The organism is Streptomyces sp. SP18CS02, assembly GCF_036322365.1.
Lineage (GTDB): Bacteria > Actinomycetota > Actinomycetes > Streptomycetales > Streptomycetaceae > Streptomyces.
In genome coordinates, this window is record NZ_JAQYXC010000263.1 from 224421 (window position 1) to 244296 (window position 19876).

17 protein-coding genes and 1 tRNA gene are annotated in these 19876 nt (G+C 74.4%); 7 read left to right on the forward strand and 11 right to left on the reverse strand.

The window, feature by feature from the left end; all coding sequences use genetic code 11:
• Nucleotides 1-76: 76 nt before the first annotated feature.
• Nucleotides 77-1744 carry a putative bifunctional diguanylate cyclase/phosphodiesterase gene (locus PUR26_RS07700; protein WP_443077001.1) on the reverse strand — a complete coding sequence of 556 codons (1668 nt, stop codon included), beginning with the start codon at nt 1742-1744 and terminating at the stop codon, nt 77-79.
• 758 nt (nt 1745-2502) lie between these two features.
• Between PUR26_RS07700 and PUR26_RS07705 the strand changes: the two genes are divergently transcribed.
• Nucleotides 2503-3747 carry a M6 family metalloprotease domain-containing protein gene (locus PUR26_RS07705; RefSeq protein ID WP_329870497.1) on the forward strand — a complete coding sequence of 415 codons (1245 nt, stop codon included), beginning with the start codon at nt 2503-2505 and terminating at the stop codon, nt 3745-3747.
• 75 nt (nt 3748-3822) lie between these two features.
• Here the strand turns inward: PUR26_RS07705 and PUR26_RS07710 are convergent.
• The 7 genes from PUR26_RS07710 to PUR26_RS07740 form a co-directional block, all read right to left on the reverse strand.
• A tRNA-Lys gene (locus tag PUR26_RS07710) sits at nt 3823-3896 on the reverse strand.
• A complete protein-coding gene (locus tag PUR26_RS07715; protein ID WP_329870499.1) occupies nt 3887-4543 on the reverse strand; it encodes a bifunctional DNA primase/polymerase in 657 nt (218 codons plus the stop codon). The genes PUR26_RS07710 and PUR26_RS07715 overlap by 10 nt, the downstream gene beginning before the upstream one ends.
• Before the next feature lie 273 nt (nt 4544-4816).
• Nucleotides 4817-5167, reverse strand: a complete 351-nt coding sequence (locus tag PUR26_RS07720; RefSeq protein ID WP_329870501.1) for a hypothetical protein — start codon at nt 5165-5167, stop codon at nt 4817-4819.
• Nucleotides 5168-5281: 114 nt separating this feature from the next.
• Nucleotides 5282-6640: an AAA family ATPase gene (locus PUR26_RS07725; protein ID WP_329870538.1), complete on the reverse strand. Its 1359-nt coding sequence runs from the start codon at nt 6638-6640 to the stop codon at nt 5282-5284.
• A 5-nt stretch (nt 6641-6645) separates the two neighbouring features.
• Complete coding sequence (locus tag PUR26_RS07730; protein ID WP_329870503.1) at nt 6646-8247, reverse strand: hypothetical protein; 1602 nt, start codon at nt 8245-8247, stop codon at nt 6646-6648.
• Nucleotides 8238-9401 carry a hypothetical protein gene (locus PUR26_RS07735; RefSeq protein ID WP_329870504.1) on the reverse strand — a complete coding sequence of 388 codons (1164 nt, stop codon included), beginning with the start codon at nt 9399-9401 and terminating at the stop codon, nt 8238-8240. Before PUR26_RS07735 ends, PUR26_RS07730 begins: the two co-directional genes overlap by 10 nt.
• On the reverse strand, nt 9334-10233 hold the full coding sequence (locus PUR26_RS07740; RefSeq protein WP_329870506.1) for a phosphatase PAP2 family protein: 900 nt from the start codon (nt 10231-10233) through the stop codon (nt 9334-9336). Before PUR26_RS07740 ends, PUR26_RS07735 begins: the two co-directional genes overlap by 68 nt.
• Nucleotides 10234-10534: 301 nt before the next feature.
• Here PUR26_RS07740 and PUR26_RS07745 point away from each other — a divergent pair, with 301 nt between their 5' ends.
• A complete protein-coding gene (locus PUR26_RS07745; protein ID WP_329870508.1) occupies nt 10535-11137 on the forward strand; it encodes a histidine phosphatase family protein in 603 nt (200 codons plus the stop codon).
• Nucleotides 11138-11288: 151 nt separating this feature from the next.
• On the opposite strand, the gene PUR26_RS07750 is transcribed toward PUR26_RS07745, so the two are convergent.
• Nucleotides 11289-12626: a tetratricopeptide repeat protein gene (locus PUR26_RS07750; RefSeq protein ID WP_329870510.1), complete on the reverse strand. Its 1338-nt coding sequence runs from the start codon at nt 12624-12626 to the stop codon at nt 11289-11291.
• 246 nt (nt 12627-12872) lie between these two features.
• Here PUR26_RS07750 and PUR26_RS07755 point away from each other — a divergent pair, with 246 nt between their 5' ends.
• Nucleotides 12873-13322 carry a hypothetical protein gene (locus PUR26_RS07755; protein WP_329870540.1) on the forward strand — a complete coding sequence of 150 codons (450 nt, stop codon included), beginning with the start codon at nt 12873-12875 and terminating at the stop codon, nt 13320-13322.
• A gap of 70 nt (nt 13323-13392) precedes the next feature.
• Nucleotides 13393-14259, forward strand: a complete 867-nt coding sequence (locus PUR26_RS07760; RefSeq protein ID WP_329870511.1) for a spermidine synthase — start codon at nt 13393-13395, stop codon at nt 14257-14259.
• A gap of 74 nt (nt 14260-14333) precedes the next feature.
• Here the strand turns inward: PUR26_RS07760 and PUR26_RS07765 are convergent, their stop codons facing one another.
• The gene (locus PUR26_RS07765; protein ID WP_329870513.1) at nt 14334-14873 is read right to left on the reverse strand and encodes a hypothetical protein; all 540 of its coding nucleotides are present in this window, start codon (nt 14871-14873) and stop codon (nt 14334-14336) included.
• 76 nt (nt 14874-14949) lie between these two features.
• Here PUR26_RS07765 and PUR26_RS07770 point away from each other — a divergent pair, with 76 nt between their 5' ends.
• From PUR26_RS07770 to PUR26_RS07780, 3 genes are all read left to right on the forward strand, one after another.
• A complete protein-coding gene (locus tag PUR26_RS07770; protein WP_329870514.1) occupies nt 14950-15639 on the forward strand; it encodes a response regulator transcription factor in 690 nt (229 codons plus the stop codon).
• A gap of 76 nt (nt 15640-15715) precedes the next feature.
• Nucleotides 15716-17140 carry a HAMP domain-containing sensor histidine kinase gene (locus tag PUR26_RS07775; RefSeq protein WP_329870515.1) on the forward strand — a complete coding sequence of 475 codons (1425 nt, stop codon included), beginning with the start codon at nt 15716-15718 and terminating at the stop codon, nt 17138-17140.
• Between the two features lie 163 nt (nt 17141-17303).
• Entirely contained in the window at nt 17304-18794 is a 1491-nt protein-coding gene (locus PUR26_RS07780) for a glycoside hydrolase family 18 protein (RefSeq protein ID WP_329870517.1), read from the forward strand.
• A gap of 114 nt (nt 18795-18908) precedes the next feature.
• Here the strand turns inward: PUR26_RS07780 and PUR26_RS07785 are convergent.
• Nucleotides 18909-19876: glycoside hydrolase family 1 protein (locus tag PUR26_RS07785; RefSeq protein ID WP_329870519.1), on the reverse strand; the 968-nt coding region annotated here is incomplete at its 5' end.

The following is a 19876-nucleotide window of genomic DNA, read 5'->3' on the forward strand; positions in this document are numbered from 1 at the left end:
CGCCCCCGTCCGGAGACCTCCCCGGGCGGGGGCGGCCCATGTCCGCAGCCGTGCCGCCTCTCCCGCCCGGGAAGCCTCACACCGCCGGCCCGGCGACCTCGATCAGCTCCGCGATGCGCTCCGGGGCGACCGCCCGCGAGTAGAGCCAGCCCTGCCCGGTGTCGCAGCCGATCCGCCGCAGCCGCGCCGCCTGCCCCGACGTCTCCACGCACTCCGCCGTGACGGTCAGCCCGAGCCGGTGGGCGAGCTGGACCAGGGCCTCCACGATCACCTCGTCGGCCGGATTGGGGTGCTCCTCGTCCTGGAACCCACGGACGAAGGAGCCGTCCAGCTTCAGTACGGAGACGGGCAGCCGGCTCAGGTACGCCAGGTTCGAGTAACCGGTCCCGAAGTCATCGATCGCGATCCGCACCCCCATGTCGCTCAGCGCCTGCAGCGCCTGCAGCGGCCGGCCCGCCGACCCCATGACCGCGGACTCGGTCAGCTCCAGTTGCAGCAGGTGCGGGGTGAGCCCGGTCTCCGCGAGGATCTCCGCCACGTCCGCGACCAGGTCGGAGTCCCACACCTGCCGTACGGCGACATTGACGCTGACGAAGAGCGGCCGCTCCCGAGGATGGTCCTTCTGCCACTGCCGGGCCTGGCGGCACGCGGTGCGCAGCACCCACCGGCCGAGCTGCACGATCGAGCCGTCCTCCTCGGCGATACCGACGAACCGATTCGGCGCCAGCGTGCCGAACTGCGGGTGGTTCCAGCGCACCAGCGCCTCGACCCCGCGGACCGATCCGTCCTCCATCCCGACCAGGGGCTGGTACTCCAGGGCGAACTCGCCCCGCTCGACGGCCGGACGCAGGGTGGACGAGAGCGCCTGACGGGTCATCCGGTGGGCGTTGCGCTCGGGGTCGAAGAGCGTCCAGCGGGCCTTGCCGTCCGCCTTCGCCCAGTACAGCGTGGTGTCCGCGGCCTGCATCAGCCCGGTCACCGTGGTGCCGATCGCGGCCCGCTCGACGACCCCGATGGACGCCGACACGGACAGCCGCTGTCCGGCCAGGTCGAACGGCTGCTGGACGGCGGCCAGTACGGCCCGGGCGAGATCGGCCAGCTGTTCCGTACCGGTGGAGTCCTCGACCAGGATCGCGAACTCGTCACCGCCGAGCCGGGCCACCAGATGGCCGCCGCTGCGGGTGTAGCCGTCGCTGTCGGCGCACTCGGTGAGCCGGGAGGCGACGGCTGCCAGCAGCCGGTCGCCCACCCGGTGCCCGAGGGTGTCGTTGATGGCCTTGAACCCGTCGAGGTCGAGGTAGAGCAGACCGATCCGCCCTGTTCCGCCATCGTCGTAGGCCGAGTTCTCCAGCGCGGACGTCAACCGTTCGAAGAACAGGGTGCGGTTGGGCAGCCGGGTCACCGGGTCGTGCATCTGGAGGTGACGCAGCCGCGCGTGGAGCTCGCGCCGGTCGCTGATGTCCGCGATGGACAGCAGGACCTTGGTGCTGCGCGGTACGGGGGAGACGGTGACCTCCGCCCACAGTGAGCGCCCGTCGGGGTGCTTGAGCCGGCGGGTGCAGCGGAAGCGGGAGCGGCGGCCGCCCAGAACTTCGCGGTACGCGTGCCAGGTGCGGTTGTCGGAGGCCAGGTCCACGAGGTCGGCGGCGGCCTGCTCGCGCAGGGAGACCGGATCGGTCCCGAGGAGGGAGCCGAGGGCGTCGTTGGCGGTGACGACCAGGCCCTCGGGGTCCACGACGGCCATCGCGAGGTGGGCGGCGTTGAAGGCGGCCCGGAAGTCGCGCGGTTCGGTGGGGGCGTCGGACCGGGCGGGCGCGTCCCCACCGGGACATCCGGCGCGGCCCGGGGCGGGCCCTCCTCCGGCCGCCGGGGCCCGGCCCCGGTCGGTGTCCTGGTCCCGTCTCCGGTCCGTCTCCGGGCGCCGGTCCGTCTGCGGACCCCGGTCGGCGGACGGCGCCCGGTCCGGTCCGTGGCCCGCTCCGCCGCCCGGTTCGTGGCCCGGTCCGCCGTCCGTTTCGTGGTCCGGCGCGGGACCCGCCGGGCCGCGCCGGGCAGCGTCCGCGACACCGCCGGATGCGTGACGCTCCGTGACCGCCGGGCGGGCGACACCGCATGGTGAGACTGCCGCAGGTCCCGGTCCTTCTGAGGTTCCGCTCACCGCTCGCTCCCGCAGGGCAGTTGTGACGCACAGATGTGGTCGGGATGGTCAGCCAAGGAAAGTGTGCCGATCATAGAGGCAGGCGCGCCGGGCGTTCCAGCGCTGTGCACGCGTGAGAGGAGCGTGGACGGTGTGAGGCGCCCCACCTCGCGCCCCGGGCCGATCGTTTCTGCACGGGTGTGGCCCGGGGCGGTCCTGGCGTGATCGGTTGTGACTGTCCGTGAACTACCTGAATGGGCGCGGCGTGTCGGCCCCTCACCCGAGTGGGGCATCGGAACAGGGCGTAATGCGACAAATCTGCACAGGGTGGTGAGACGTTCCCGCATTCCGCACCGGAGGTCGACGTGGAGGGTCAGCAGACACCCGAGGGAGTGGAACGCCTGCGCCTGCGCTCCGCCGCCGCGGGCCTCTTCTCCCTCCTCGCCCTGGCCGCCACGGGGCTCGTGGCGGGCCCCGCCGCGGCCGGCTCCACCGCGGGGCCGTGCGCGCTGCCGCGCACGGGGGCCCATCACTCGCTGGGCCTGGACACCTGGAACGCCGCCTACCCGCAACCGGCCCGCTCCCTCGACGCGGTCATGGTCTTCCTGTCGTTTCCGGACTCCCGGCCGCTGACCACGCCGGAGGAGATCGCCACCGACTACTTCCCGGAGACCAGCCGGTTCTTCCAGCGCGCGTCGTACGGCAAGTTCACCCTGCGGCCGCATCTGCGGCGTGAGTGGATCGAGATGCCGCACTCCTCCACCTCGTACGCCATACAGCGCGACTGGGACGCGCGGAAGCGGGCCGCGTACCTGCGGGACGCCGTCGCGGCGGCCGACCCGGAGGTGGACTTCGCGCGCTACGACATCGTCTATCTGGTCGCCGACCCCGACGCGCCGGGGGTGGACTCCGACGCGACGAAGGTCGTCAACCTGGAGACTCCGCTGCGTGCCGACGGCGCGGACATCAGGCGGGTGGTCACGGTCTTCGAGCGGCACCCGCCGGACCGCAACGTCCTGGCCCACGAGACCGGGCACGTCTTCGACCTCCCGGACCTGTACCACCGGCCGGTGGACGGCAAGGGTGACTGGGACACCCATGTGGGGGACTGGGACGTGATGGGCAGCCAGTTCGCCCTCTCCCCGGAGCTCTTCGGCTGGCACAAGTGGAAGCTGGGCTGGCTGGACCGCCGGCAGGTCCACTGCGTACGGGGCAGGGGCGGGGAGCCGTTCTCGCTGGAGCCCCTCGGGGCTGCGCCGGAGTGGGGCACATCGGTCGGCACCCGGCTGGCGGTGGTCAGGACCGGCGAGAACACCGCCCTGGCGATCGAGGCGCGCGGGGCGACGGGGAACGACCGGGGCACCTGCACCGAGGGGGTGCTCATCTACCGGGTCCGCAACGAGGCGGCCTCGGGGACCGGGCCGATCGAGGTGGTGGACACGCATCCGGCCACCGAGGCGTGCTGGGACCGCTCGGTGTACCCGCCGCTGGCGGACGCGCCGCTGGGGCTGGGGGAGACGTTCACCGTGCCGGGGGAGGGGACGCGGGTGGAGGTGTCGGACCGTACTCCCACGGGTGTGTGGACGGTGAAGGTCACCGCCACGAAGTGACGGGGGCCGGGCCGGGGCCACCGGAGGAGACGAACGAAAAAGCCCCTCGCTTCCGCGAGGGGCTTTTCCCGTCTGTGCGCCGCCAGGGACTCGAACCCCGGACCCGCTGATTAAGAGTCAGCTGCTCTAACCAACTGAGCTAGCGGCGCCTGCTGACGTCGTAGACCTTAGCATCCTGATCGGGCGCAGGAAAAATCGATACCCGCACGTCCCCGGCGGAGGCCGCCCGGACCGCCCGGACGCAGGCCCAGAGCATGACCTCGGGTCCTGGCAGCCAGGGGTGGCGGGCGTCGGGGGCGACCACCCAGCGGGGCCAGCCCGCCGCGCCGGGGGCCATCGGGGGGATCGTCACCGCGTCGCCCGAACCGTGGCAGAACATCGGCGGGACCGCCTCGCCCCACTCCTCCCAGTCGAGGAGCGAGGGCAGCCGGTGGGCCGTGCCGGGGGCGGTGAACAGCAGCATCCGGCCGCGGTGCACGGCGACCGGACCCGAGCCGGGGCCGTCCTCCCACAGCCGGTCGAGCATCCGCCGGCCGAAGACCGACGGGACGTTCACGACATCGAAGACGGATCCGCAGGGCAGCACCGCGGGAGCGGTGGGCCGGGCCTCCCACAGCGCGAGCGTGGAGCGGGGGTACGCCGCCGCCGACGCCAGCCAGTCGGCGCCGGCCGACGTGACCTGTGCGGTCTGGTGCCGCCCCTCGTCGCGCAGGAACCGGAAGATGTCACGGCGCCGCTCGTCGGCGTCGCCGTCTGCCGGGCTCAAGGGGGATTCGTCTCGCAGCCATGCGCTCATGACACAAGGTGTACCGGGAGTGACGTTTCCGTTGCGCGGAGTTGCCGGAAACGAGGACACGGCGCGTCGGCCAGGAGTATCTTTCGCCCTCGGCATATGCCCAGGGCTACTTTCCGCCCCTGTCGTCCCAGAGGCCCCCGCGACCCCTTGTGCACCCGGCTGCGCCGGCCCCGTGATTCCCCCGGCCCCCGCAGCCCGTGATTCCCCCGGCTCCCCCGGCTCCCCCGGCTCCCGTGGTTCCCGTGGTCCCCCGGCGCCGTGGCCCCGTGGCTCCTACTCCTCGGAGCGGCCGCCGTCACGCAGCAGGTCCCGGCCGAACTCGACCATCCGCCGGGCGTAGTCCTCGGTCCACTCGGCGCGCCGGGCGATCTCCGTCGGGGTCAGCCGGTCGAACCGGCGCGGGTCCGCGAGCTGCGCGGCCGCGATCGCCTGGAACTCCATGGCCCGGTCGGCCGCCGCCCGGAACGCCAGGGCCAGCTCGGTGGACCGGCCCAGCAACTCGTGGGGGTCGTCGATGGACTCCAGGTCGAAGAAGTGCTCGGGATCGGCGGCGGCGTCCGCAGGTTCGAAAAGCAGGGGCGCCGGCCTCAGCCGCCGCTGCTCGCTGCGCTCGGTCTCCGCCATGTGTTCTCTCCTCCTCGCACCGGGCCGGCCACCGGCCACCGTCCATTGTCCCGCCCCGCGCAAGGGCATCCCGTGGGCACCGGCTCACGCGGAGTCCCCCTCCGCCGGGGCGGGTCAGGGGCGCCAGCTGACGCGGTGTTCCGTCAGGTGGGAGAGCACGGCGTGGTTGGCCTCCCAGCCGTCCGGGAACTTGACCGTCACGCCCAGCTGGACCGGTTCCGTCGAGGGGTGCTCGTCCAGGAGCTCCGAGACCCCCGCGCGGCACACCACGACGCACGCGTGGCGGTGGCGGGAGGCCAGCACGCACAGCCGGCCCGTCTCCAGGTGGAACGCCGTCGCGTCCGGCCGGCCCGACAGCGGGTGCAGGACCACGGTCACGTCGTACTCCCGGCCCTGGAGCCGGTTGGCCGTGTCCACGGTCACTCCCGCGACGCCCAGTTCGGCGAGGGCCGCCCGTACCGCCGCCGCCTGGTCCCGGTGGGCCGTGCCGACGGCGACCCGGTCAGGTGTCAGCGGCACCGGGTCCGGCGAGCGCTCGGAGACCGCCGCACCCCCGCGGTCCAGCATCCGCCGCACCACCAGCGCCACCGCCCGCACCGCCTCGGGGTCCGTGCGCGGCGTGTGCCGGGCGGGCAGTTCCAGCAGGCCCCACCCCGACTCGGCCGCCTCGTCCAGCACCCGGTCGGGACCCGAGCCGTCCGAAGGCACCCCGAAGGACAGCCGCCGGTCGCCCGGACCGGTCCCGCTGCGGAACGGGGTGTACGGGTAGAAGGCGTCCGACACCAGCGGCGCGGCCGACGCCGGGAGACGCCAGGAGACCGGCAGCCGGTGCTGCGGCAGCAGCGGATTGTGCGCCAGCAGGGTGGAGACCGCACTCGCCGACGGGTCGTACGACAGCCCCGCCCACTGGTCCGCCCCGACGACGGAGAACGGGTCGAGCTGCCCCGGGTCGCCCACGAAAAGCGCCCGCTCGAACAGCCCCGCCACGGCCAGCAGCGCGTCCGACCGCATCTGGTACGCCTCGTCGACGATCGCGTGCCCCCACGGCTCGACGCCCTTCACATGCGCCCACTTCGCCGCCGTCGAGATGACCACGTCGAGCCCGGCGAGGTCCGCCGCCTTCGCCGACGTCCGTACGTTGTCCAGCGCGTCGAGCGCCTTGTCGTACGGGTCCGTGTCATTGCTGTGCAACCGGCCCACCGGCAGACCGGGCTCCTTCTCGGCGAGCCGCAGCACCAGGTCGTCCACCTGGGCGTTGGTCTGCGCCACCACCATCAGCGGCCGCCCCGCCGCCGCCAGCTCCAGCGCGGCCCGCACCACCAGGGTCGACTTCCCGGCGCCCGGCGGGGAGTCCACGACGACTCCCCGGGCGTCACCGTGCAGGGTGTCCGCGAGGATCGCGTCGGTGGCCCGGGCCGCCTCCGCCGAGGGGTCCCCGCCGGCGGAGGGCTCGCGAGGGGGAAGGAACGACACGGACGTCACAGCAGATCCTCCGGGGTCACGGGGTCGGGGCTCTCGGGGGAGTCGGACCCGGCGGGAGGACCGCCGTGGGTCCAGGGGGTCTCCTCCGGGTCCGGCAGCTTCGGGCCCACCCGCTGGTCGTGCTCGAAGAGCGTCCACGCGATCCGCTCGCCCTTCTGCGGCACCGAGCCCTCCGCCGGCTCCCGGGAGCGGCCCATCCGGTCCAGCAGCCGCAGCACGAACGCCCCGTCGTCCTCATGGCGGACGAACTCCGCCGACTGGGGCCTGCCCTCCAGCGAGCGGTACACCTTCACCCGCTCACCCACATGCGGCAGGTCGTCCGTCCGGACGGTCAGCAGGGGCCGGGGCGACGGCCGCTTCGACTCCGTCCACGCCATCGTCACCTCCGTCACCTCGGCCGTGAACGCCTCGCCCGACAGCCGCCGGCCCGCCAGCACGAGCGGATCGTCCAGCGCCTCCTGCGCCTCCAGCTGCGCCTGCGCGCCCTCGCGCGCCGCCAGCTTCCGCGCCGCCGTCACCGCGTCGTCCCGGCGCGGCTGGGGCGGCTCACCGGCCCGTACCCGGTCCCGGTGACCGGTGAACGACCAGCGGTCCCGGGTCCAGCGGTCCGCCACCCGGGCTCCCGGCGGCAGCGCACGCACCAGCTCCAGGCTCCGCCACACCGCCTCCCACGTCGGCCGCAGCTGCTCCAGGATCAGCCGCCGGATCTCCCGCTCGGCCCGGTGCAGCTCTCCCAGGCGCTCGTCGGCCGTCTCGCCGTCCTCCGCCGAGGCGAGCCGCTGCCGCGCCCGGTCGTACCGCTCGATCGCCGGCGCCAGCAGCCGGTTGTCGAACGCCGGGTCCGTCGCCGGCCCGGCCGGCGGGCACTCCAGCAGGCCCTCACGGTCCCGTGCCAGCTCCGCCCGCAGCGCCGCCTCGGCCCCCGACCCGCCCGCGGGCGGGTCGATCCAGGCGAGCAGCGCCCCCAGGTGCTGGTCCTCCAGCGAGGACTGGCCCGTCGCCCAGTGCCGGTTCAGCAGATCCGTCGCCGCCAGCAGCAGCGACGAGCCCGGCACCCGGGCCCGCTCGCCGTAGTGCGTCAGCCACCGGCCCAGCAGCGGCACCCGCGGCGGCGCGGGGAACGGCGTCGTGGTCCCCTCCGTGTCCTGCTCCGCCGTGCGCCGGAACCTCATCGACCGGCCGAGCAGCCGGACGTACTCGATGCCCGCCCGGCTGGGCACGACCAGCTGCGGCGCGTCCGCGCACAGCTCGACCTCGACCTTGACCTTCCTGCCCGTCTCCGGGTCGGTCTCGTTCCGCTCGGCCGCCTCGACGTCGTCGGCGTACCCGTCCAGATGCGGCAGCACCGCCTCGGCCAGGTCCGCCAGGAACGCGAACCGCAGGTCCCGGTCGCGCGGCTGCGGCACCACCAGCAGCGTCGGGCGGTCGGGATCGGTCCCGACCAGCGCCCCGAGCGGCGCGCCCGCCTCGCCCGAGGTCGTCAGCGGGACCAGGACGAGGGGCCGCTCGGAGACGTGCCGGTGCCGCACCGTGGCGAGCGGCTGCGCCCGGCCCGACTCGACGGCCTCCAGCCGCGCCAGTGTGGAGATCAACGACATTCGGCCACCTCCACGTCCCCGGGCCGCGGCCCGGGGACGGTACCGGCCGCCGCCAGCGACTCGGCCCGCAGCGCCGCCGCCCGCCGCAGCGCCGCGACCGCCGGGTCCTCCGGGTCGCCCGCCTCGCCGCGCGCCGCCGCCAGCACCTCGCCGACCGTCGTGAGCCCGCCCAGCTCACCGCGGACCGAGCGGCCCAGCGCCTCCACCGCACCCGACCGCCGGGCCCCGGAGCGGCAGTGGAACGCCAGCTCGCACGCGGCCAGGCACTCCGGCGCGTAGGCGTACGGCACCGACTCGACGGCCGCCGTGAGCTGCTCCGCCGAGCAGGAGTCCAGGTCGAAGGTGGTCCCCTCCGGCAGCGCCCCCGCGATGTCCTCGATCCGGGTGAGACGGGCCAGCTGGCGGCGCGTCACCGACAGCTGCTTGCGTACGTCGACGACCGAGCCGGTCGGCTGGTTGGAGAAGTCCTTGGGGCAGACCAGCAGCGCCGAGTGCGCCGTCCGCGCCCCCTCGGTGAGCGCCGCCACCCGCTCCAGCGCCAGGACGTACACCGCGGCCTGCCGGGCCGCCGCACCCACCTTGGCCGCGTCCGCCGCGCCGTCGATCATCGGGAACGACTTGATCTCGACGACCGTCCACTGCCCCCCGGGGTGGACCACCACCGCGTCCGGCTCCAGGTACACCGGGGAGCCGGCCACCTCCAGCACCAGCATCGGATGGTCCAGCAGCGACCAGGCGCCCGCCGCCGTGGCCTCGCGCAGGGCCAGCGCGGTCCGTGCGGCGCGGCCCTCGGGGCCGGCCGCCGACAGGTCGGGCACCCGCACGTCCTGGGCCTCGTCCACGCCCAGCAACCGCATCAGCTCGGTGCCGCCGTCGGCCTTCACCCTGGCCTCGAAGGCATGCCCCCGCATGAAGGCGAACTGGGACTGTCCGAAACCGGACGGCGATCCGAGGGCGGACGCCAGCGCGGCCTTGTCCACCCCTGCGCCGTCCAGCAGCGCCCGGCGGCGGCAGCCGGGGTTGGCGGCCAGTGCCGCCAGCGCGCGGGCATCCAGCGGATGCGGCGCGGTGGCGGGGCCGCGCAGCTCAGCGAGCTGCTGCCGGAGTGTCGTCTGCGGAGGCCGAGGTGGTCCGCTGCCCAGGGATTCGCTCACCCGCGGAAGTCTCGCATCCGCCACTGACAAACGGGGGCCCCATGGGGGTCGAAGGGCTGACGAAACGGTTCCGCACCCGGTCCGCGAGCCGCGTCGCGGGCCCTGTGAGCAGCATCCCCGCCCCCATGACGGCGACGCCCGCGACCGCGTCGAGGAAGTAGTGGTTCGCCGTGCCCATCACCACCACCACGGTGAGCAGCGGGTAAAGCACCCCCAGGGACCTCAGAAGCGGCGTCCGCCCGTGCCGCCACAGCATCACGCCGCACCACAGCGCCCAGCCGACGTGCAGGCTCGGCATCGCCGCGTACTGGTTGGTCAGGCCGCCCAGGCCGCGCGGCGCGCTCGCCTCGCCGCCCCACCAGCCGTACCCGCTGAACCGGGCCATGGTGTCGACGAACCCGTACCCCGGGTCCAGCAGGCGGGGCGGGCAGGTGGGCATCAGGGTGAAGCCGGCCAGCCCCAGCAGGGTGGAGAGCATCAGCCAGGTACGGGCGGCCCGGTAGCGGGCCGGGCGGCGGCGGAACAGCCAGACCAGGACCGCCGGCGTGACCAGGTAGTGCAGCGAGGCGTAGGCGAAGTCGGCCGGTATCCCGATCGCCGGGGTGTGGGTGAAGAGCCGGTTGAGCGGGTGCTCCGCGTTCAGGCCCAGGTCCCGCTCCAGCCGCAGGATCGCCAGGCCGTGGCCGACGGCGGTGGACACGTCGCCGCGGGCCAGCAGCCGTCCGCCCGAGTAGGCCGTGTAGACGACGGCGATCAGCGCGAGCTCGGTCCACCAGCGGGGCCGGCCGTACGGCGGCGCGGCCGGCCTCGCGGTGGTGGCGGTGTGCGGCATCCGGGCGCTCCCCCTGTGTCCTGCGGCTTCCCCCGGCCGAAGGTCCGGCCGTGGTCCGGTCGGCGGCTCGCCGGCCCGCGGACCCCCTCCGGACGGGGCCGCGAACGGCCGGACCGGGCAGGTCCCGGGCGTGTCCGCCCGGAGCGGGACCGCCTCGCGGCGTCCGCGCGGGCGACGCCGCTGCGCGAACACTCCCCAGTCAGGGACGCGCGGATCGTGACGGGGGTTGCCGCCGGGTCGCCCCGTGTTCATGTGCGCGATGATGTACGAGCACCGAATTGTGAACTTCAGGGAGAGCCCCATGGCACCGCGCATCCTGCTCGCCCGGCACGGCCAGACCGAATGGTCGCTCCTGGGCAAACACACCGGCAGGACGGACATACCGCTGCTGGAGGAGGGCCGCCGTGGCGCCAAGCTGCTCGGCACGCGGCTGCACCGCGGTCCGTGGGAAGGGCTCGACGGCTTCGAGATCCGTACGAGTCCGCTGGTCCGCGCGCGGGAGACCTGCGAACTGGCCGGCTTCGGCGACCGGGCCGAGCCGTGGGACGCGCTGATGGAGTGGGACTACGGCGGGTACGAGGGGATGACGCCGGCCGAGATCAAGGCGGACCGGCCGGACTGGCTCATCTGGCGCGACGGGGTGCCGGGGGGCGAGACCCTGGCGCAGCTCTCGGCCCGCGCGGACGAGATCGTCGGATGGGCGCGCTCGGCCGACCGTGACGTCCTGGTCTTCGCCCACGGCCACATCCTGCGCTCGATCGCCGCGCGCTGGCTGGGGGAGGACGTCTCCTTCGCCGCCCGCATCCGGCTGGACCCGACGAGCCTGTCCGGCCTGGGCTGGGCCTACGGCGCCCCCGCGATCGAGCGCTGGAACGACACCGGCCACCTGGAGACGGAGGCCTGAGCCCGGGGAGACGGGGAGCCCGGGGAGACGGGGAGACGGGAGAGCCCGGGGAGCGGGGCCGGGCGGCACTTCGGTCCCGGCCGCCCGTTCCCGTCGGCCGGTGCGCCCGGAAGAGCGCTCCGGTCCGCCCTTGACCGGCCGGACGCGGAAGCTATCCGTCGCCCAGGGCCCTGCGTCGGTCCAGGAACGCCGCGACCGACAGCGTGCCGCGCTGCGGGGCCAGGACCCGGGCCGCTTCGGCCAGTATCGCCTCGATGCGGCTCGACTGGACGTCGTCCAGCAGGTCCAGTACCCGCTGGCCGACCGCGGCCGCCTCCTCGGGCGAGCCGCCGCGCGCCAGGTCCACCGCCAGCTGCGCCCGGTACAGCGCGAGGTTGCGGGTGAAGTGCGGGTTCTGCAGGAGCGTCGCCCGGTGCGCGTGCCGCGCCGCGCGGGTCCAGTCGCCCAGGGCGGACCAGCACTGGGCCTCCAGAGCCTCTAGTTCGGGTTCGCCGAAGAAGGACATCCACTCGGGGTCCGCGTCGGCGGGCCCCCGCGCGAACAGCGTGTGGGCCCGGCCCAGCGCCTCCTCGCACGCCGTCCGGTCGCCCAGCCCGGCCCAGGCGCCGGCCTCCCGCAGGGCCAGCAGCGACAGCAGCCGCGCCGACGAGAGGTGCTTGGCCGCCTGCTGGCCGGCCTGCGCGGCCCGCACCGCCTCCCGGGGCCGGCCCGCGTCCCTGGCCAGGAAGGACGTGTTGGAGAACGCGTGGGCCTCCAGCGCCGGATCGCCGGCCACGCGCGCGGTGGCCAGCGCCTCCGCGTAGTGCGAGCGCGCGTCCTCCAGCCGGCCCGAGTCGTGGGCCAGCCAGCCCACCGAGAGGGCCAGTTCGCCGGCGCCGGTGTGCATCCGGTCGGTCGTCGACCGGCGGAGCGCCGATCCCGCGTCGAGCAGGGCGTAGGCGCTGCGCAGGGGTTCGGCGGCTCTGCGGTACAGCCCGTCGGCGCCGTGCCGGTCGTCGAGCAGGCGGATCTGCCGTACGGCGTGCTCGACGGCCTCGACCTCCGCCTCGCCGAACCTGCCGCCGGCCCGGGGCGCGGGGATGGTCCCCAGGCCGCCCAGCCCGAGCGAGGCGGCCGCCACCGTGGCGGTGCCGCTCGTCATGAATGCGCGACGCAGCACGTCGCTCTCCTCATCGTTCCGGATGGTGATCTCTGGAGCCGGCTCGGCAGCGGTGGCCCGCGCCCCCCGGCCCCGTACGTGTTCCCGCGCGGCGAACCCCAGATCCGTCAGTGACAGTCCGGGGAACATGTGCAGGAACACCCGCTCGTACGCGTAGTTGGGGCAGCGGATCTCGCCCGACTCCACGCGCCCGATGTACCGGGCGTCGCACGCCACCTGCTCGCCGATCTCCCTGGCGGCCCTGCGGACCGCGGCAGCGAACTCCGCGGGGGAGCGCTGCCCGCGCAGTCGACGGAAGACCGGATTGGGAACTGCCCGTGACGACGCCATGGCCGAGCCCTCTCCTGCGTAGCCGTTGCTCCGGCGGAGCAAGAACGTACCTGCTGTGACTGGCCGCCTACACAGTGTTTGGCTACAAACGGGATATCTCACCCACGATCCGCCATGAACTGCCATCCTTTGCGGCGGCGTGCCGCCGTAGCCGTTGACGCTTTTGGGCGTTGAACCATGCGGAGAGACGGAGTGTGTCTCCACACGGGGACTCGAGCGAGGAGGGATCCCTTGTTGGAGGTCGGCATGGAGGCGAGCCCGCGCGACGGCGGCGCATCGCGGACCGACGCACAGCACCGGCCGACGCCGGAATCCGGCGCTCCGCACCCGGACGCCGTCTGCGAGCCCCCTGACCTGGTGACCGTCCCGGCCCGGCAGGGCCTGGAGGCCGTCGACATCCTCCGCCGGGGCGGCGCCCCGGCGGTCGGCCCGGTGCTGCACGACGGCGCCTGCGACACCCTCGGCTTCCTGGTGCCGCCCGGCACCGCGGCCGCCTGGGACGTGCCGGGCAGCGCCTGTACGCAGACCTCCGGACGGGGCCTGCGCATCCCCGGGGTGGCGCCGGAGCCGCCGGTCATGGGCACCGGATGGCTGCTGCCGCCCGCCGACTCCGGGCCGGTCACCGACCCCGTGGTGCTGCGCGAGGCGCTGGGCGAGGCGGCCCGTCTGATCGAGGCCGCCGACAACTGCCGGTAGCGGCCGTCCGCCCGGCCCGTACCGGGCCGGGCCGGTACGGCGCTGTCGCGAAGGCGCCGATAATGGTCGGGTGGCGAGGAACAAGCAGCGCGGCCGGGCGGCGTCCCCCGAAGCCGTCGTCGAGACCGTGGACGGCGGGCTGGCCGAGCTCGTCCCCGACCGGGAGCGGCCGCGCGCCTGGACCCTCCTCATCGACGGCGCCCCGCAGTCGCACGTCGACCTCGACGACCCCGCGCATCTGAGCTTCGAGTACCAGCGGCGCCTCGGCCACATCATCGACCTGGCCGCGCCGGCGGGCCGCCCGCTGCAGGTCCTGCACCTCGGCGGCGGCGCCTTCACCCTCGCCCGCTACACCGCCGCGACCCGCCCCCGTTCCACCCAGCAGATCGTCGAGCTGGACGCCCTCCTCGTCCAGCTGGTGCGCCGCGCGCTGCCGCTCGACCCGGGGGCCCGCATACGCGTGCGCGGTGGCGACGCCCGCGCCGGGCTCGGCAGGCTGCCGGAGGGCTGGGCCGACCTGATCGTCGCGGACGTGTTCAGCGGTGCCCGCACCCCGGCCCATCTGACCAGCGCGGAGTTCCTCGCCGAGGTGCGCCGGGTGCTCAGGCCCGGCGGGCACTACGCGGCGAACCTCGCCGACGGGCCCCCGCTCGGGCACCTGCGGGGCCAGATCGCCACCGCCGCCGCCGTCTTCCCCGAACTGGCGCTCGCCGCCGATCCGACCGTCCTGCGCGGGCGCCGGTTCGGCAACGCCGTCCTCCTCGCCTCCGACGTGCCGCTTCCGGTCGCGGAGCTGACCCGCCGGGTGGCGAGCGACCCGCATCCCGGGCGGGTGGAACACGGCCGCGCGCTGGCCGACTTCACGGGCGGCGCGGCAGCGGTCACCGACGCGAGCGCCAAGCCGTCACCCGCCCCGCCCGCGTCCGTGTTCCGGTGACGCGCCGGCCCTCGCGGTCGTGGCAGCGGTCCTCGCCGTGATGCGGCGGGCCCCCGGTGGCGCCCCCTCGCGGGTCAGCGCCGGTCGATCTGGACCAGCGGGGCGTGGTCGTGCCAGGTGCAGAAGACGTCGATCTCCTGGCCGCCCCGGCTGAACGTCACCCGGATCCAGGTGGGCTGCTTCCACACCTGCATCTGCCAGCCCGACGCCGGTGTCGCGGACACCAGTTCGGCGGAGGAGGCGCCGATGTCGAAGACGACGCGGCCGCCGTCGACGGAGTAGCTCTTCACCTTGCCCGAGGCGGACGGGGTCCTCTCCGGCGTGGGGGAGGGCGGGGGCGCGGACGGTTCGCGCGACGCGGTGGCCGAAGGGGTGCGGCTCCTGGCGGGCCCCGCCGTCGGCGACGGCGAGGACGGAGTGGCCTTGGGGCGCCGGGTGGAGGAGGACCGAGGCTCGGCGCCCGGGGTGGCGGGACGGTCGGCGGTGATGGGCAGGGCGCGCGGAGGGTCGTACGCCGTCCCGGCCATCACGGTGTGCACGCCCCACCAGGAGAGGGTCACCGCCGCGCCCGTGGCGAGTGACCACGCCACGGCGTGTATGAATCCTCTGCGCATCCGGGCCATAGTGCACCACCCTCGCCGCCGTCACCACCAGTCCCCGGGTTCCCCCGTATGGCGTACGGTGCGGCCCATGGCAAGTGTGCTCGTGGTCGAGGACGACCAGTTCGTGCGCTCCGCCCTCATCCGGCATCTGACCGAGGCCTCCCACACCGTACGGAGCGTCGGCACTGCCCTGGAGGCGTTGCGCGAAGTGGCCCATTTCCGCTTCGACGTCGTCATTCTGGACCTCGGTCTGCCGGATCTCGACGGGTCCGAGGCGCTGAAGATGCTGCGCGGCATCACCGACGTACCGGTGATCATCGCCACCGCGCGGGACGACGAGGCGGAGATCGTACGGCTCCTCAACGACGGCGCCGACGACTACCTCACCAAGCCGTTCTCGGTGGAGCACCTGTCCGCGCGGATGGCCGCCGTGCTGCGGCGCGCCCGCGCGTCGGCGGGCGAGGCGCCGCCGAGCAGGCTCATCCAGGTCGGCGGGCTGTCCATCGACCCGCTGCGGCGCTCCGCCGAGCTGGACGGGGTCCAGCTGGACCTGACCCGGCGGGAGTTCGACCTGCTGGCCTTCCTGGCCGGGCGGCCCGGGGTGGTCGTGGGGCGCAAGGAACTCCTCGCCGAGGTGTGGCAGCAGTCGTACGGCGACGACCAGACCATCGACGTCCATCTTTCGTGGCTGCGGCGCAAGTTGGGCGAGACGGCCGCCAAACCCCGCTATCTGCACACGCTCCGGGGCGTCGGGGTGAAGCTGGAGCCCCCGCAGTGAGGGCGAGCGGCCCGGGCGTGCCGCCGGACCGGACGGGCGGGGCCGACGGGAGCCGCCGGGGCGGGGCGGGACCGCGGTGAGGTGGGCGCTCGTCAAGGTGGCCCTGGCGGTGACCGTGATGGTCGTCGTGGCCTTCGCCGTACCGCTCGGACTCGTCATCAAGGAGATGGCGCGGGACCGGGCCTTCAGCAACGCCGAGCGGAGGGCCGCCGCCCTCGGCCCGGCCCTCGCCATCACCACGGACCGGGACCAGCTGGAGCGGGCCGTCGCCACCACCGAGGACGGCTCCACCGGGCGGATGGCCGTCCACGTGCCCGCCGTACCCGCCTCCGGAGGGCCGGGCGGCGAGGCCCTGGAGATCGGTACCCAGCGGGCCGGTGAGGACGACCTGCGCATGACCCGCGACATGGGGCGGGCCACCATCGCGGAGGTCCCGGGCGGCTCCGTGCTGCTGCAGCCGACCGCCCTGGGCACCGGCGGGATCGCCATCGTCGAGCTGTACGTGCCCGAGAGCGAGGTCTCCAACGGTGTCGCGACCGCCTGGCTCGTCCTCGCCGGGGTGGGCCTCGCGCTGATCGTCGGTTCGGTGGCGGTCGCCGACCGGCTCGGCGTCCGCATGGTGCAGCCCGCGCAGCGGCTCGCGCGCGCCGCGCACGACCTGGGGGAGGGCAGGCTCGGGGCACGGGTGCCCGAGGAGGGGCCGACCGAGCTCAGGTCGGCCGCCACCGCGTTCAACTCGATGGCCGACCAGGTCGTCCAGCTGCTCGCCAACGAGCGCGAACTGGCCGCGGACCTCTCCCACCGGCTGCGTACCCCGCTGACCGTGCTGCGGCTCAACGCGGCCTCGCTGGGGGACGGCCCGGCCGCCGACCAGACCAGGGCCGCCGTCGAGCAGCTGGAGCGGGAGGTCGACACCATCATCCGTACCGCCCGGGAGGCCAAGCCCCAGACCCAGGCCACCGGGCCGGGCGCCGGATGCGACGCCTCCGAGGTCGTCCGGGAGCGGATGGACTTCTGGTCGGCGCTCGCCGAGGACGAGGACCGCAAGGTGCGGGTCGCGGGAGTGGACCGGCCGGTACGCATCCCGGTCGCCCGCCCGGAGCTGGTCGCCGCCCTCGACGCGCTGCTCGGCAACGTCTTCCGGCACACCCCGGAGGGCACCGCCTTCTCGGTCGACGTGCACAACGGCGACGACGCGGTGATCGTGCTGGTCTCCGACGCGGGCCCCGGCATCGCCGACCCCGAGGCGGCCCTGGCCCGCGGCAACAGCGGTGCCCGGGACGGTTCGACGGGGCTCGGCCTGGACATCGTGCGCCGGGTCGCCGAGTCGACCGGCGGTGACGTCCGTATCGGCCGTTCGGTCCTCGGGGGTACGGAGGTCCGCGTCTGGATCGGCCTGGACGGGCGACGCGCCCCCGAGAGCCGGCGCGGCCACCGGCTGGGGCGGCGGCGCGGCCGCACGGCCGAGCAGGGACGGACGGCCCGCTCCGGCCGCCGGTGAGCCCCGTTCATCGCTCCGTTCCGACATTAATCCGTTCCGATGGCTTCCTTAAGCGGACCCTAAGATCCGCAACGGCCGTCCCGTAGCGGACGTTTGTCCGTTTCGGTCCGGCTAGCGTGCTGCCGCACCCCCAACCCCCCAGTAACACAGAGGCAGGCACGTCATGGGCAGCACAACGCACCGGCGCAGGGCGAGCGGCAGGACCAGAGCGATCGGCGCGGTCGTGACGGCCGCGGTGATCGGCGGCGCGGCGTTCGCCCTCACCGGAACCGCGCAGGCCGCCGCTGTGGGTGCCGCCTACACCAGGACCAGCGCCTGGGAGGGCGGTTACACCGGTCAGTACGTCGTCACCAACGCCACCGACAAGGCCGAGTCGGAGTGGACGCTCGAATTCGACCTGCCCGCCGGTACGAGGATCGGCTCCCTCTGGAACGGCGACCACACCGTGGACGGACAGCACGTCACGGTGCGCCCGGCGAGCTGGAACAAGCAGCTGGCACCCGGCGCGTCGGTCACCGTCGGCTTCGTGACCAGCGCCAGCGGTGCGGCGGGCGACCCGTCCGGCTGCCTGATCAACAAGGCGAAGTGCTCCGTCGACAGCGGGGCGACGCCCCGGCCCAGCGGCCGCCCCACCGAGCAGCCCACCCCCACGGCGAGTCCGGCCCCCACCACCAAGCCGACCCCGCCCGCGACGCCGACCCCGCCCGCGACGCCGACCGCGCCCGTGACGCCGACCCCGCCGGCCGGCGGAGGCGCGGGCACCGGTGGCCGCTTCGCCCCGTACATCGACACCTCGCTCCACCCGGCGTACGACATGCTCGACACCGCGAGCAGGACGGGGGTGAAGGAGTTCAACCTCGCCTTCATCACCTCGGGCGGCTCCTGCGCCCCGCTCTGGGGCGGCGTCACCGACCTCGCCCAGGACAAGGTCGCCGCCCAGATCGGCGCCCTGCGCGCCAAGGGCGGTGACGTACGGGTGTCCTTCGGCGGCGCGGCCGGGCACGAGCTGGCGCTCAACTGCTCCTCCGCCGACGCCCTCGCCGCGGCGTACGGCAAGGTCATCGACGAGTACGAGCTCACCAAGGTCGACTTCGACATCGAGGGGGCGGCCCTGCCGGACACCGCCGCCAACACCCGCCGCGCGCGGGCGATCGCGGGGCTGCAGAAGTCCCACCCCGGTCTGGACGTCTCGTTCACGCTGCCCGTGATGCCCGAGGGGCTGACCCAGCCGGGCGTGGACCTGCTCGCCGACGCCAGGAGGAACGGGGTGCGGATCGACGCCGTCAACATCATGGCGATGGACTACGGGCCGGCGTACAGCGGTGACATGGGCCAGTACGCCATTCAGGCCGCCACCGCGACCCAGGCCCAGATCAAGGGGGTGCTCGGGCTCTCCGACGCGGCGGCCTGGAAGGCGGTCGCGGTCACCCCGATGATCGGCGTCAACGACGTCACGACCGAGGTCTTCAAGGTCGACGACGCGACGCAGCTGGTCGACTTCGCCACGTCGAAGGGGATCGGCTGGCTGTCGATGTGGTCCTCCACCCGCGACAAGCAGTGCGCCGGCGGCGCCGTCGGCCACGCCGACGCGACGTGCAGTTCCGTCCTCCAGGAGCCGCTGGCCTTCACCCGGGCGTTCGCCGCCTACCAGTAGGACCATCCCGCGCCCCCCACTGGCGCGAGCCCCGGCCGGACCCTCCCCCCACCCGGCCGGGGCTCGCCCGCGTCGTGGCATCGGCGCGGGGGCGGGAGGGCGTGGGAGCGCGGGTCAGCGCACGGGCTGCGGCACCTCGGGGAGGACGCCCGAGCGGGCCAGCCGGGCGTACCAGTGGGCGCTGGCCCGGGGGGTGCGGGTCTGGGTGGGGTAGTCGACGTGCACGATGCCGAACCGCTTGCTGTAGCCGTAGGACCATTCGAAGTTGTCCATCAGGGACCACAGGAAGTAGCCGCGTACGTCGGCCCCGTCGGCGATCGCCCGGTGCACCTCCGCCAGATGGCCGTGCAGATAGCGGATGCGGTCCAGGTCCTGGGACGTGCCGCCCTCGGCCGGCCCACCGGGCCCCGCCTCGTCCTGGTAGGCGGCGCCGTTCTCGGTGATCACCAGCGGCAGGCCGGGGGCCTCGCGGGTGTAGCGCGTCAGCAGGTCGTACAGGCCCGTGGGGTCGACCGTCCAGCCCATGTCGGTCCGCTCGCCGGGCTGCTGGTGGAAGGTGACGCCCTCGGCGCCGGGCCAGGGGGAATGGGCGCTGGCGCCGTGGCCGTCGTCGTGCGAGGAGCCGGCGTCGCCGGTGGCGGCCGATACAACGGTGGGTGCGTAGTAGTTGATGCCGAGCGAGTCCAGGGGGTGCCGGATGACGGCCGGGTCGGGGGAACGGACGAAGGACCAGTCGGTGAGGTGCGCGGTGTCCGCGAGGAGGTCCTCGGGATACGCGCCGTGGAGCAGCGGACCGGTGAAGATCCGGTTCGCCAGCGCGTCGATACGGCGCCGGGCATCGAGGCTCTCGGGGTCCTCGGGGTCCCGGCTCCTGACCGCGCAGGTGTTGAGGCTGATGGAGATCTGCGCGTCGGTGGGCAGGGCCGTGCGCAGGGCCTGGGCGGCGAGGCCGTGGCCGAGGTTGAGGTGGTGGGCGGCGCGCAGGGCGGCGACGGGGTCGGTGCGTCCGGGGGCGTGGACTCCGGAGCCGTATCCGAGGAAGGCGCTGCACCAGGGTTCGTTGAGGGTGGTCCAGCGCTGGA